This is a genomic window from Planktosalinus lacus (assembly GCF_014640155.1).
GTDB lineage: Bacteria > Bacteroidota > Bacteroidia > Flavobacteriales > Flavobacteriaceae > Planktosalinus > Planktosalinus lacus.
Genome location: NZ_BMGK01000001.1, coordinates 288,630 through 302,951 on the forward strand (window position 1 = coordinate 288,630; position 14,322 = coordinate 302,951).

Here is a 14,322-nt window from a genome sequence, read left to right on the forward strand (position 1 = left end):
AAAATAATTATGTTTTTGCTTTATTAGTGTCGAGAGTATCAATAAATACGATGCTAAATTTCAATGAAATTACAAAAAACACAATCAATAAGCATAAAATTAGCAATTTAACATAAAATGGTTTTATAAATCTTTGAATATTACATATTTTTAGGCCCTAAATATTAAAATTCAACTAATCCCTTAACTTAAACAAACATTTATGAAATTTAAAAATTACCTAAGTTTAGTTCTTTTGGTTTGCATTGTAAGCTTTACCAATGCGCAAGAAGAACCCAGACATAAAGCCACAGACTTTGGTTTTTATGCTTCCCCTACCTATGTGCCCAGTATTGCAGAACAAATGCGAAATGGCACTTTTATAGAGGGTTTAAGCGGTCGTGAAGGCAGAGAGCAAATAGATGGACCAGAAGTAAACCCAAAGCACAAACACGTAAACAATGTTATTCCCGGAAAAGGATTGCCAGCTGAAGGGCAAGGTGACCCATTAGTAAGAGCGATTGAAAATGCATTAAAGTACCCTGGTCGTGAGCCCATAAATGTAAATCCTAATGCTAACAACGGACCATCATTTACACCTACAGATCCTACTATTACTGTTGGTCCGAACCATGTAATTGCCGGTTGGAATGTTGGGTTTAGGATTTTTAATAAGGATTTAACCCCAATCACCAATTCAGCTTCGCTTAATACAATATTTAGTGGAACAGTAATAGGAGATCCAATTTTTCTTTATGATCACGAAGCAGATAGATTTGTTATTACTGAATTCAGTGGTTTAGGAGCAGGGCCGAATGGCTTTAAAGTAGCTATATCAGAAGGACCAGACCCAATAAATGATGGTTGGTTTGTATATCAAGGTCAGTTTAATACAGGACAGTTTCCTGACTATACTAAATTTTCAATTTGGCATGATGGGTACTATGTGACTGCAAATATTGGTAGTTCAAACAGATTATTTGTAGTTGAAAGAGAAAAAATGTTATTGGGAGAACCCGCACAATTCCAATCATTTCCGCTGCCTGGTATTGTAACATCAGGATTTTATAGTCCTCAAGTTCTTAGTGCAATGGGAGATGATCTTCCAGAAACTGAAGCTACTGTCGTTTACCAGCAAGATGATGCCTGGGCAGGAGTTGCCTCAGACCATTTGAAGCTATGGACTGTTGATGTAGATTGGGAAGTCCCTGCAAACTCAAGTATATCTTCTGCAGTTCAAGTGCCTGTAGCTCCATTTAATGGAGTTTTCAACGGAGGAAGTTTCTCAAATTTACCACAGCCAGGAGGTGGCCCGGCAATTGACGCCATGCAGGCTACAATTATGAATCAAGCTCAATTGCGAAAGTTTCCAACTTATAATTCTGCTGTTTTAAATTTTGTTGTCAGAGTTAATGCTAGCGGAACCAATCAGGCAGGAATTCGTTGGTATGAAATTCGTCAAGATGTTGGAGGAGGAGCTTGGACGATTCACCAAGAAGGCACATACACATCTCCTGGAGAAAAAAGTGCATTTAATGGAAGTATGGCCATTGATGTTGATGGAAACATAGGTATGGCTTACTCTACTGTTGGAACAAGAGACGTTCAGGAAAAAATTGCGATTAAATATACCGGGAGACTTGCAAATGATCCGCTTGGAGACATGACAATTTCAGAAACAGAAATAGGGTTAAGTACTGCCAATAACACAAATACTCGCTATGCGGATTATTCACATACGGTAATAGACCCATTAGATGGATTAACTTTCTATAACAATAATGAGTTTTTCAATAACAATAGAAGAAACATTATCAGTTCTTTTAAAATTGCTCCAAATTTTGATAATGACTTAGGAGTTGTTCAGATTGTAACCCCGTTTAGTGGTCCTTTAACTGATGAAGAGGAGGTAACTGTAACCATCAGAAACTTCGGAACCCAGGTACAATCAAATTTTGATGTTTATTTCAATATTGATGGGGGTGCTAATGTTGTAGAAACTTTTACGGGAACTTTAGACCCACTGGAAAATGTAGAGTTTACTTTTACCGAAACAGCAGACCTAAGCACTGCCGGAGAAACATATTCTATCACAGCAGGTACTGACCTATCAGGGGATGAAGATCCAAATAATGATGAAACTACCAAAGAAGTAGAAAATGAAACACTCAACATCAATGATATTCCACTTGAAAATGCTGATTTGATTGTTGTGAACCAAGGTAATAATCAATTTGAAGCAATTTTAACAACAAACCAAAACATTGAAAGCAAGGTTTTTATAGAAGTATACAATGTTAGCGGCCAGGTGATTGCGTATAATTTATTGGAAAATAACAATGGAACTTACAGTTATAATCTTAATATGTCCTATGCAGCATCCGGTGTATACCTTGTGAGAATAGGGACTGATACAAAGGGTTTAGTTAAGAGAATTATTGTAAAATAGGCTACTCAATAGAACTCAAAACTTTAAAAGGCCGTTAATTTTTAACGGCTTTTTTTTATACCTATTTGGCAATAAATTATTTAATTCGACAATAGATGTTTAAAACCTAAAAAATAGTTAAATTTACTGGCAAGTAAAATTAAAACTAAAACTTATGAAATCACATTATTTATTTGCTTCTCTGCTTTTGATTTTTTCAATGGCAATAGAAGCTCAGGAAAATGAACCAACAGGTCCTTCCCACATTGGAACAATGACGATGCAATATGTTCCCTCAATTGCATCTCAGGGAGAACTTTTACCTTCAAGAGAAAAGGTTGGAGGGCAAATTGAAGACGGAAGAGCTTTTCCACACAAAGTACTTGTAGGAAAAGATCCTCAAATAGAGGATGATTATTTTGTTAGAAATGCTCATCAATTAACCCAATCTATTCCGGGCAGAGAACCTGATTTGGTTTTTGATGCTTATTCTTCTGCTTCACAACCAACAGATCCTGATCTCGCAGTAGGTCCAAATCACGTAGTAGTTACTTTTAACACTGGGTTTAGAATTTTTGACAAAGAGGGTAATCCTTTGACTGGACAAATAGCACCAAACCCAACAATATTTCCAAACGGAGGTTGCTGTGATTTAACTGTTTCTTATGATAGTGCTGCAGATAGATGGGTAATCAGCTTTTTAGGAGGTGGAGCTCAAATTGCAGTTTCAGATGGTCCTGACCCAGTCAATGATGGATGGTTTAATTATAACATTCCTCAAATTAATGATTATCAAAAGCTGTCAGTTTGGAGTGATGGTTATTATATGACAGACAATACAGGGTCTAATAATAAAGTATGGGCACTTGAAAGGGACGCCATGTTAAATGGAGACGCTAATGCTCAAATCATTGGGTTTAACTTACCGGGAATTGTTACGAGTGGTTTTTATAGCCCTCAAGCGTTAAATGTTACTAATGATGATATGCCTTCAGCCGGTAATGCTACTTTTGTTTATTTACAAGATGATGCTTGGGCTGGTGTTTCAGAAGATCATTTGAAACTTTGGAGTTTGACAGTAGATTGGGTTACCCCAGGAAATTCTGTAATGAGTGCACCAGTTGAATTAACTACCACACCATTCATATCAGTTTTTGACGGAGGAAGTTTTTCAAATTTAACTCAACCTAATAATGGAGTGCCAATCGATGCTCTTCAAGCAACGATTATGAACCAAGCTCAGTTTAGAAAATTTGGTTCTCATAATTCGGCTGTTTTTAACTTTGTTGTTGACACTGATGCTACAGCTGGAGAACTCGCTGGAGTAAGATGGTTTGAATTAAGACAAGACGCAGATGGTGACCCCTGGATAATTCATCAAGAAGGTACTCATATTTCAACAGATGGAAAACACGCGTGGCATGCCAGTTTAATGATGGATGCCTCAGGAAACATAGGAATGGGATATTCAGGAATGGCTGGCCCAACCACACCAAACCCAACTGACTTTAGAGTTAGTTCTTATTACACAGGTAGGTTTGCAAATGACCCTCTTGGAACCATGACTATTTCAGAAGAGTTAATTGCCGCGGGTAATGCAAATATTCCCGGTTTAAGATATGGAGATTATAACAAAATTGACATTGATCCTGATGACGATAAAACGTTTTGGTTTATCAATGAATATGTGAATAGTGGTAGGAAAGGTGTTGTTGGAAGATTTAAAATAGCACCAGATTTTAATGATGATATGGGTGTTGTAGTTATAAACACACCAAATGATGGCGCACTTACCAATAATGAAGAGGTCGAAATTTCTGTGTTTAACTTTGGGTTAGATACTCAAACAAATATTCCGGTTAGTTTGACTTTAGATGGAAACTTAATTGCAAATGAGGTTATCCCAGGACCCATTGAATCGTCAAACTCTGTAAATTATACATTTACAGCAACACTTGATTTGTCTAATGAAGGTCAAACCTATGAAATTGTTGCTTCTACTAACTTATCAGGGGACGAAGATTCTTCAAATGATAGCACTACAAAAAATGTAACACATATTTTTGCTAATGATATAGGTGTTTCTGATATTACAAGCCCCGAAAATGGTGAAGGATTAGGAAATGAATCAGTAACTATTGTTATAGAAAACTTTGGAACAGCGAATGCTTCAAATTTTGACGTTTCTTACTCAATAAATGGAGGCACACCAGTAGTTGAAACTGTTAATTCTACTGTAAATGCAGGAAGCACTATAAACTATACTTTCAATGAGTTAGCTGACATTTCAACTCCTGGTACTTATGAATTTGAATCAGCTACATTATTAGGAAGTGATTCAGATAATAGCAATGATAGCACGACTAAAACGGTCGTAAATCTTTCTTGTAGTTCAGAAACAGTTTCACCTAATACACCCATTGGTCCGGGAGCCGGAGCAGTAAATACATCAGTAATCACCTTTACAGATGACTTTATTGTAAATGATGTGAATGTTACAATCAATGCTACGCATAGTTGGGTTGGAGATTTGGACATTAAACTTGTAGGTCCAGATAACACTGAAGTTGTTTTGTTTGACAGACATGGGGGCAGTGGTGATAATTTAACAAATACAACATTTGATGATGAAGCAGCTACACCCATAGCGAGTGGTACTCCTCCATATTCAGGCACGTTTAGACCTGATGGCTCTTTGGCTGACTTCAGCGGGATTAACTCGGCCGGTGACTGGTCACTAGTTATTACCGATAACGCAGGTGGAGATGGGGGTACACTATTGGACTGGACACTTCAGTTATGTGGAGATCCAAATTTAAGTATAGGTGATAATAATATAGACGACACAGAATTATTGATTATTAATAAAGGCGATAAACTTTTTGATGTATTATTGCCAACTTCTATAGATTATGACAGATTAAACATTACTGTTCACAATATGTTAGGTCAGAAGCTATTTAGCAATGTGCTTAAAAATGAAGACGGAACAGGGTACAAATATGAATTGGACATGTCTTATGCAGCTACAGGTGTTTATCTGGTAAGAATAGGTAATAAAGAAATAGGAAGCGTTAAAAGAATAATTGTAAAATAAACCTTCTTATTCTATAGCTTTAAAAGGCTGTCAAATTTTGACAGCCTTTTTTTATTTTCTTTTTTCAATTTCAATAATTTCTACAGGGGTTGCCTTGTTACATCTGTTGGCCATTCTTAATGATCTGTAACTTACCCAAATTTTTTCTTGATTCACTTTAAAATTCTTATCTAAATTAACTGGGTCTAAAAGATAATCGACCCCTTCAACAGAGAGTGTATAGGGGCAAGCATTTTCATTTTCAGAAAAAATGACAACTGCTTTTTGAAAACCTTTTTCTATCATTTCAGATTCATTTTTTGAAATTTCCATTTCAGAAGATTTTTTAGAACTGTTACAAGAAAATAAAACAACAAAAAAGAAAAGGGTTAAATATTTTATGTTTAAAGTCATAATTCATATTTTTATAATGTTGAAAGCTAAGTATTTAAAATTGAAAATACTTAAAATTAGCACTAAAATTAACAATAATTTAATTAATTAAACAAAAAATGAAAAAAACACTATTGTATTTCTTTTTGTGTTGCACATTCATCGTTTCGGCACAGGTAACCAATGAAGGGACTCCTGAAAGTTGGAAGTTAAGCAATCTCAAAAACTTAGAAAGTATTAAAATGCCAAAATTTGATCTTCAGGCGATGCAAGCTGAAGATGCTATTTATGACGGGCAAGGCGACAGACCCTGGCGATTTGGAAAAGAATTTATCGTAAACCATACACTTGAAAATTCAGGAGAGTGGACAACACTTGATAATGGAGCTCGTATATGGCGAATTAGATATCAGTCAGAAGGCGCTATTACTATGAATTTTCTATTTGAAGATTTTTATATGCCAAGAGGAGGAAAAATTTTCTTGTACAATAATGACAAATCAGATTTATTAGGAGCCTATGATCACAGCCAAAATAACAGTGAAAGAACTCTCGGAACTTGGTTGGTAGACGGTGAAGATGTCTGGATTGAGTATTATGAACCTGCAAAAGTACAAGGCCAAGGAATTCTTCAAATTGGCAAGGTAGTTCATGGATATAGGTCACAAAGCAATTTTGCTGTTGAGAAAGGATTGAACGACTCCGGAGATTGTAATCATGATGTTGACTGTCCTATTGGTGAATTTGAAGACCTTAAAAATCACAACAAAAAAGGGGTAGTAATGTTGTTGTCAGGTTCAAGTGGGTTTTGTTCAGCTTCATTAATCAATAACACATCAAATGATGGAACACCTTATGTCTTAACAGCAAATCATTGCTATAGTAACCCTGCTACTTGGGCATTCAGGTTTAACTGGATAAGCCCTGATCCCGTTTGTGCATCTACTCAAAACAGCACAAACGGTCCAACAACTCAAACAATGAGTGGTGCGACTTTAAGATCTAGAATTGGGCCATCAGATTTCTGTTTAGTTGAAATTAATAACCCAATTCCAGGAGCCTGGGACGTTGTTTGGAACGGTTGGGATAGGAGTGACGATATTCCTGATAAGACCTGGGGAATACACCATCCATCTGGAGACATTATGAAAGTATGTGTTGATGACAATGCTCCCGGTCAACTTACTCAAAATGGGAATGAACCTGTTTGGCGTGTTTTCGATTGGGATTTAGGTGTAACTGAAGGAGGTTCTTCGGGGTCACCATTATTTGATCCTCAAGGAAAAATTGTTGGACAACTTTGGCGCGGGGCTGCAGCCTGTGCAGGAACAAATGATAATAACCAATGGGATGAATATGGCCGATTTGGAAGATCCTGGGCTGATGGAGCAACGCCTGCTACTCGACTTGAAGACTGGCTCGACCCAGATGCAACAGGACTGGTAACAATTGATGCAAACCCACCTTTTGAAGTGTTGGCATACAATGCCGGAATTTCTATCAATAATGTAGAAACTTTATTATGTGATAATGTGATTGAGCCTGTTTTAGTTGTTAGAAACTTGGGTTCAGAAACACTGGTTTCAGCAGATATTGAATATGGATTGGAAGGCACAAGTTTAACTCAAATTGAATGGACAGGAAGTCTTGAAAATGGAGAGCAAGAAGAAATTATACTTGATGCCGTTGCAATTAACCAAAATGGAACTTTTACAGCCACACTGGAAAACCCAAATGGACAACCTGATGAATTTCCCGGTAACAATGAAGCAAATGTTAGCTTTGAAGCTCCGGAAGAATTCATTACTCCCGAAGTAAACTTGACAATTGTTCTTGATGATTACCCGGAAGAAACAACCTGGGAATTCTTAAACTCTGCAGGAGCAACTTTATATTCAGGTGGACCTTACCCTGGTCAAGACGGACAAACCATAGAAGAGACCTTTACACTATCATCAGACGATTGTTACACATTTACAATTATTGATGACTTTGGAGATGGAATTTGTTGTGGTTTTGGAAATGGAAGTTACTCTCTTGAAACAGAAGACGGGACTATCATTATTGAAGGAGGTGAATTTGAATCTTCAGAATCTGTTACTTTCAGCAATTTTAATGTATTGAGTACTGGTGAAAATCAACTTTCAACTCAGGTCTCCTTATATCCAAATCCTTCAACCGGCATGGTTACGATATCAAATACTACAGGAAACAATTTAAACTATGAAGTTTTTAATGTTGTTGGGCAAGTTATCACAAAAGGAGATAATGAAAACAACTTATTTAGTCTTGATTTATCAAATAACGCTGTAGGATTGTATTTTGTAAAACTAACAGATGTTGAAACTAACAGTACAACAACTAAAAAATTAATTTTAAAATAATTCTTTAAGCACTATTAGTTTTAAAAGACCTCATTTACCGTGAGGTCTTTTTTTTATGATTAAAAGTAAGCCTTTAACTGAATAGTGCCGGTGTGAATTGTGTTAGAGCTTTCACTTTTTCTTCCAAGGTAAGAAAGATTGGCATCCAGGTATTTTGTAATACTTTTTTGAAAAAGTAAGTTCCAGGTAAAGTTTTTATCAGGCTGCAATCCCTCCAGCATTTGAAATGCCACAGGAGAAAATGCATTTCCATTAAAATCATTTGAAATAAAATTGAACCCTCCGTTGATTGAATAGTTTTCAGATTGATTGTATGTGAATTCTAATCCCATTTTTTGTTGCTTCAAGTTTTCTCTTTCACCCAATAAATTTTCTTTGTTTGTAAACTGATATAGTACAGAAAACTCAGCATTTTCAGAAAACAAATAAGAAATTTTTGGTGCCAAGTCATAACTTTCAATTGTAAAGTTTCGCTGGTCAAAATTTTCTGAAGATGTTTTGTTTTCACTAAAATGAGATTTAAAGTTAACCAACCAGCTTTGCTTAATTTTGTGACTAAAATTTAATTGATGACTTTGTAAAGTATTTTTTTGTAATCCCACCGAAAGTAAATTGTTGGCTTTTGAGTTTGTGAAAGTATAGCTGGTTGTGTAATGTTGTTTACCCCGGTTAAAAAACAGAATATTCCTAAAGTTTAAGGCCAAGCCCAGTTGGTTTTCCTCTTCTTCGCTAAACGGATTAATGTCCAATGAATTTCCCTGACGAAGAGTTTTTCTGTCGATTAGATAAGACGTTTGATTATAAAATTTAGAGAGAATATTTTTTGCGGATTGGTTATTAGTGAAATTCCCCGGATTTACAGTAAGAACCTGTCCAAACTTGTTCTGATAAATTTTCACAAAAACCTGATTGGGAAGTAAAACCCTCACAAAAATGGCTTCATCCGGAAATTGTGCAATTTCAAACTCCTCCAGGTCCTGAACACCATTTTCATTATAATCATTCCAAACGTGAGTACCCTGACCTGGCTCTACTTCCACGAAAGTGAATTCTTGCTGTGGGAGCACACCACTGTTGGTTTCAAACGTGGAGTTCCATTGCACGGCACCATTGAATAAGCGTTGATTAAATAAAATCCGGCTGGTGATGGATTGTTCGTTTTCATTGTCTCCATATTCGTCCTTCAATTGTCTGTAATTAGCAAAAATTGAAAGTTGGGTGTTTTCAGATTGAAGAAGTTGTGATTTTAAATAATATGTATTGGATTGACTTACCCGTTGTAATTCATTGACTTTGACGCTGTCATTTACTCTTTTTCGATACCCCATTTCAACATAAACCGAAGTGCTGTCGCCCAGTCCAACAAATCCTTCATAGGCAAAAAACCTTTGACTTATAGGTGTGATACTGTCTGTTGCCAAAATGCGTTGCTCATTGTCTTCTTTGGCAATTTTTGCACCCACCCATATCTTATTAAAGTCATAAACAGTATTTGCATTGAACCGTAAAAAAGAAGATTTTTGAGTGGGACCTGAATTCTCTAAAATACTTCCATAAACCTGAGAATTTAGGTTCCCTATTTTTCCAGATGCATTCAAGACGTGCCGACTTCCGTCAAAATTTTCAGAAAAATCAAGTTTTTGAAACTCATATGTTGCATTTCCAAGGTTGGTATCTGCAATTTGTAGCCCCGCAACTACCAAGCTTTGGTTGCCTTCCGGGTTTTCAAGATTCCAGTCTCGATTAAATTCTACAGCATATAAACGTTCTATGGTATTGAAGTCTTGGTCTATATAATCAGCGTTTAAATAGCCGTCAATCTGAAGACCCTCTTCCTGACTATATAAATTATGTTTTGTCTGAATTTTGAATGCAAACCCGTTGTTGTCATCATTATCCAGATTAGAAAATAAATTTAAATCTTTTTTGCTGGCGGCAAGTTCAAAGCCAACAGTTGATTTTTCTCCAGGGCGATAACTTCCTTGTACCCCACCCACCTGAAGTTGAGTGGGAGCAAAAAGCTGAATAACCGGCGCATAGTTCCCTTGTGGAACTCCACTAACAGGGGGAACAAATTCAAAAATCCTGCTTATGGCTGAATTATCTGAAATGACGTAGTCGCCCTGATTTTCTCCAACCAACGTAAATCTTACTTGAAAAAGTTCGTCTTCAGGGTTGTTTGAAAAAACAAAGATTTCCTGTCCTTCAAACAATTCTTTTTTATACAAAATTTTATTATCAGAATAAGAATCTGGAACTGCAGATGGAGCGACCATTTGCTCTGTATCGTCTCCGGCATTTTGAAGAATTTGTACTTGTTCTTCCGAAAGGTTTTGTTGCAAGGGCTGATTTTTTAAATCACTTTCGATATATCCATAAGCCCCAATATCCAGTTTTTCGGAAGTATAGTTTCCTCCGCCATAACCAATAAAACGCGTGTAATTACGATCGGAATATTGATACTCAATCACTATACGCATATCGGCCGTAATCGGAAATGTATTGTTAAACCTTACTTCACCGGCGTTGTAATCTATCACATAGTCGGCATTTTCACCTCGCTTAAGTAAAAGCCCGTTTATATAAACACGCTCACTTCCTGAGATGATTAATATATACAGTTCACCATTGGGACCAATTAACTTATAGGGACCCTGGTTTCCTTCCTGACCCACAAACTGGCTTCTGGCAAAAACCCCACGGACAACCCCTCCGGAAAGATGCATCGAGGTTTGAGAATCCTCCCCGCTGAGTGTTCCTTTTACTGACAAGCCCTGAATTTTTTTTTGAAATCTCGCAAAATAACTCGATTGGTTTTCCAAATCAATATCACCAGCTCTAATGGTCCAATTGTCGCTAAAAAGTTCAATGAAAATTTGGTCAAATTCGTTTAAATTTTGAGAATAACCACCTTCCTGAACCGGTATGTTAGCGTCCTGGATAGAAGCTCTAATGCCCACCCGATCACTTAGTTTACCAGTGATTTGAAGGTCCAGTTCAGAGTTCACAACAGCATTTTGATTGTTGCCTATTGTGATTCCTCTGGAAATGCTTCCGCTGGAATTCAACCCTTCAAAAGGAACGAAGGTATTTGTGCGCGTTGATTGTTGTAATGAATACAAACGGTCCATCGCTCCTGTGCTTTCAGAAATAATGGAAGCGTCAAGTAAAGAGTATTTTTTGGTTAAAAACCCCGGGTAGTTTAAGTAGCTTATTGTTACAGAATCTAGTGAATTTTGAATATCTTCATACAAAAAAACCACAGCTGTTTCAAAATTTACACGATATTTTGAGGTGTCAATTGCTTTATCGTCTTTATCCTTCAAAACAAAACGAGCCGGATTGATACTCACCGAATCAAGCACAATAGAATCTTGAACCACAACTTTCACGGTTCGGTAATTGGTTGAACCTTCCTGCGAAAAGCAAAAAAACCCTATCAAAAAAAATACAGCTAAAAATTGGTATTTCATCAATTACTTAAACTGAAAGCGTGGCTATTTATTTTATTGATAAATGTATTGAAATCTTTGTTTATATCTTCTAAGGAAAGTCTGGGAGTTTATTTATTTTAGCATTGAAAAAAAATAGGAATATTAAAAATAAGATTCCTCCTTCGCGGGAATAAATGAAATGAAAATAGTATCATACAACGTTAACGGAATCAGAGCTGCTATTAACAAAGGTTTTTTTGAGTGGCTGAAACAGGCAAATCCAGATGTGGTTTGTCTTCAGGAAACCAAGGCACATAAAAGCCAATTGGAACTTGCCATGTTTGAGGATGCAGGCTATGAATACAACTATTGGTTTTCAGCTGAAAAAAAGGGCTATAGTGGGGTTGCAATTCTTTCAAAAATTAAACCAAATCACATAGAATATGGCACTGGAATAGACTACATGGACTTTGAAGGAAGAAACATCAGAGCAGATTTTGATGACATTTCTGTGATGAGCATGTACCTTCCCAGCGGGACGAATGATGCACGCCTGGGATTCAAGTTCAATTATATGGACGACTTTTTGGAATATTCTAAGGACCTGAGAAGAGACATCCCCAACTTAATTGTTTCAGGTGATTACAACATTTGTCATAAACCTATAGACATTCACGATCCCATAAGAAATGCAAAAGTTTCAGGGTTTCTGCCCGAGGAGCGTGACTGGTTAAGTAAATTTGTAGAAAGTGGTTTTGTTGATTCCTTTCGTGAATTCAATCAGGAACCCCACAATTATACCTGGTGGAGTTATCGTGCTAATGCTAGAAACAACAATAAAGGATGGCGTATTGATTATCACATGGTCACCCAAGCTTTACAAGAAAAACTCAAACGCTCCGTTATATTACCTGAAGCCAAGCACAGCGATCACTGTCCGCTGTTGGTTGAAATTGACAGGTAAATATGAAACTAAAACCTATTTTTAGAAAAATTGGTTACACCATCGCACTGGTTTTTATAGTCTTAGTAGCGGTTTTAATTTTATCTGATGTTTTGATATCAGGCTACGCCAAAGAAAAAACCTTCAATGATGTGGCTAGCATACCAAAGAATAAAGTGGGGGTGGTTTTGGGAACATCCAAATATCTCAAAGGCGGAACCATAAATTTGTATTACCAATACCGCATTGATGCTGTTGCAAAATTATTCAATTCAGGAAAAATTGATTTTGTACTCATTAGTGGTGATAACAGATATCGCAGTTACAATGAACCACAAACCTTCAAAAACGATCTAGTAAAAAAAGGTGTGCCTGAAAATAAAATTTTCTTGGATTATGCAGGTTTTAGAACACTTGATTCGATGGTAAGAGCCAAGGAAATTTTTGGTCAGGAAAGTATCACAGTAATTTCACAACAATTTCACAACGAAAGAGCCGTTTATATTGCAGAAAAAAGAGGGTTGAGAGCCATTGGCTTTAATGCAAAAGATGTTAAGTTGCGCAGTGGGATTAAAGTGAAAGTAAGAGAATATTTTGCGCGGGTTAAAGTGTTTTCAGACTTAATATTTAGTAAACAACCTCATTTTTTAGGTGAACAAATAGAAATAAATTAAGCTATGATCAAATCAATTCTTACCATTGCAGTGGTTTCGTTAACATTGACCTCTTGTGTTTCCTCCAAGGTTTTTGAAGACCTCAAAACTGATTACGATGCACTTAAAGCCGAGAACAGGGATTTAATGGCTCAACTCGACTCCAAAAAAGGAAATGCAGACCCATATGCTTTACAAAATCTTCAAAATGAATATGAAAAGTTAAAATCAGAGAGAGATCGTTTGGCACTTGACTACGCTGCTTCACAGAACAATTTAAAACGATTGCAGGATTCCTATGATACTTTGGAAGCGAATAGCTCTGAAAATTTATCATCAAACCTTGAATTAAACCGTGAGTTACTCACAAAACTTGACGAAAAAGAGCGTGCCCTCGCAGCTGAACAGGCCCGACTCGAACAAATGCAACGTGACCTGAACGCACGGTCTAAGCGGGTTGATGAATTGGAAGGAATCATTGCAGCCAAAGAAGCTCAAATGAACAATTTAAAAAATGCCATTTCTGCTGCTTTAACCAATTTTGAAGGGAAAGGCCTCACGGTTGAACAACGTGATGGGAAGGTATATGTCTCTATGGAAAACAAACTGCTTTTTGAAAGTGGAAGTTGGGCGGTGAATTCCAACGGACGTTCGGCTGTGGTAGAGCTTGGAAAAGTTCTGGCACAAAATCCGGAAATTGCCGTATTGATTGAAGGGCATACAGATAATGTGCCTTATGGCGGAAGCGGAGCATTGAATGACAACTGGGACTTATCAACAAAAAGAGCTACCGCGATAGTTTCAATTCTTTCTGATAACCCAGCAATTTTAAAAGAAAACCTCACTGCCGCAGGTAGAGGTGAATTTGCGCCTATTGCTTCAAATACTTCAGCCGAAGGAAGAGCTAAAAACCGAAGAATTGAAGTTGTGCTGACACCAAAATTGGATGAAATCAGTAAGTTGTTGAATGAGATTTAATTGCGATCATTTTTTGTTAAGCATCTCTTAAGCAATGGTAATTTTGGAACCTAC

At 36.7% G+C, this 14,322-nt stretch carries 8 protein-coding genes; 6 read left to right on the top strand and 2 right to left on the bottom strand.

The features are described 5' to 3' along the window. The first annotated feature begins 202 nt into the window (after positions 1 to 202). Both IEV69_RS01385 and IEV69_RS01390 read left to right on the top strand, forming a co-directional pair. A complete protein-coding gene (locus IEV69_RS01385) occupies positions 203 to 2,428 on the top strand; it encodes a T9SS type A sorting domain-containing protein (protein WP_188438711.1) in 2,226 nt (741 codons plus the stop codon). Between the two features lie 154 nt (positions 2,429 to 2,582). Next, entirely contained in the window at positions 2,583 to 5,504 is a 2,922-nt protein-coding gene (locus IEV69_RS01390; protein ID WP_188438712.1) for a proprotein convertase P-domain-containing protein, read from the top strand. Positions 5,505 to 5,555: 51 nt separating this feature from the next. Here the strand turns inward: IEV69_RS01390 and IEV69_RS01395 are convergent, their stop codons facing one another. Beyond that, positions 5,556 to 5,816: a hypothetical protein gene (locus IEV69_RS01395; RefSeq protein WP_188438714.1), complete on the bottom strand. Its 261-nt coding sequence runs from the start codon at positions 5,814 to 5,816 to the stop codon at positions 5,556 to 5,558. A 179-nt stretch (positions 5,817 to 5,995) separates the two neighbouring features. On the opposite strand from IEV69_RS01395, the gene IEV69_RS01400 reads away from it, so the two are divergent. Further along, a complete protein-coding gene (locus IEV69_RS01400) occupies positions 5,996 to 8,260 on the top strand; it encodes a T9SS type A sorting domain-containing protein (protein WP_188438715.1) in 2,265 nt (754 codons plus the stop codon). A gap of 59 nt (positions 8,261 to 8,319) precedes the next feature. On the opposite strand, the gene IEV69_RS01405 is transcribed toward IEV69_RS01400, so the two are convergent. Then, positions 8,320 to 11,733 (bottom strand): DUF8818 domain-containing protein, encoded by a 3,414-nt coding sequence (locus IEV69_RS01405; protein WP_188438717.1) that lies wholly within the window; start codon positions 11,731 to 11,733, stop codon positions 8,320 to 8,322. Between the two features lie 160 nt (positions 11,734 to 11,893). On the opposite strand from IEV69_RS01405, the gene IEV69_RS01410 reads away from it, so the two are divergent. The 3 genes from IEV69_RS01410 to IEV69_RS01420 are packed head-to-tail and all read left to right on the top strand — an operon-like array spanning position 11,894 to position 14,268. Beyond that, positions 11,894 to 12,658: an exodeoxyribonuclease III gene (locus IEV69_RS01410; protein WP_188438719.1), complete on the top strand. Its 765-nt coding sequence runs from the start codon at positions 11,894 to 11,896 to the stop codon at positions 12,656 to 12,658. Between the two features lie 2 nt (positions 12,659 to 12,660). Continuing rightward, a complete protein-coding gene (locus tag IEV69_RS01415) occupies positions 12,661 to 13,311 on the top strand; it encodes a SanA/YdcF family protein (RefSeq protein ID WP_188438721.1) in 651 nt (216 codons plus the stop codon). Positions 13,312 to 13,314: 3 nt separating this feature from the next. After that, positions 13,315 to 14,268: an OmpA/MotB family protein gene (locus tag IEV69_RS01420; protein WP_188438724.1), complete on the top strand. Its 954-nt coding sequence runs from the start codon at positions 13,315 to 13,317 to the stop codon at positions 14,266 to 14,268. Positions 14,269 to 14,322 lie beyond the last annotated feature (54 nt).

Excerpts from the sequence above, each read along its gene's own strand:
- IEV69_RS01385 (WP_188438711.1), top strand. The coding sequence starts at position 203 with ATGAAATTTAAAAATTACCTAAGTTTAGTTCTTTTGGTTTGCATTGTA.
- IEV69_RS01390 (WP_188438712.1), top strand. The coding sequence starts at position 2,583 with ATGAAATCACATTATTTATTTGCTTCTCTGCTTTTGATTTTTTCAATG.
- IEV69_RS01395 (WP_188438714.1), bottom strand. The coding sequence starts at position 5,816 with ATGGAAATTTCAAAAAATGAATCTGAAATGATAGAAAAAGGTTTTCAA.
- IEV69_RS01400 (WP_188438715.1), top strand. The coding sequence starts at position 5,996 with ATGAAAAAAACACTATTGTATTTCTTTTTGTGTTGCACATTCATCGTT.
- IEV69_RS01405 (WP_188438717.1), bottom strand. The coding sequence starts at position 11,733 with ATGAAATACCAATTTTTAGCTGTATTTTTTTTGATAGGGTTTTTTTGC.
- IEV69_RS01410 (WP_188438719.1), top strand. The coding sequence starts at position 11,894 with ATGAAAATAGTATCATACAACGTTAACGGAATCAGAGCTGCTATTAAC.
- IEV69_RS01415 (WP_188438721.1), top strand. The coding sequence starts at position 12,661 with ATGAAACTAAAACCTATTTTTAGAAAAATTGGTTACACCATCGCACTG.
- IEV69_RS01420 (WP_188438724.1), top strand. The coding sequence starts at position 13,315 with ATGATCAAATCAATTCTTACCATTGCAGTGGTTTCGTTAACATTGACC.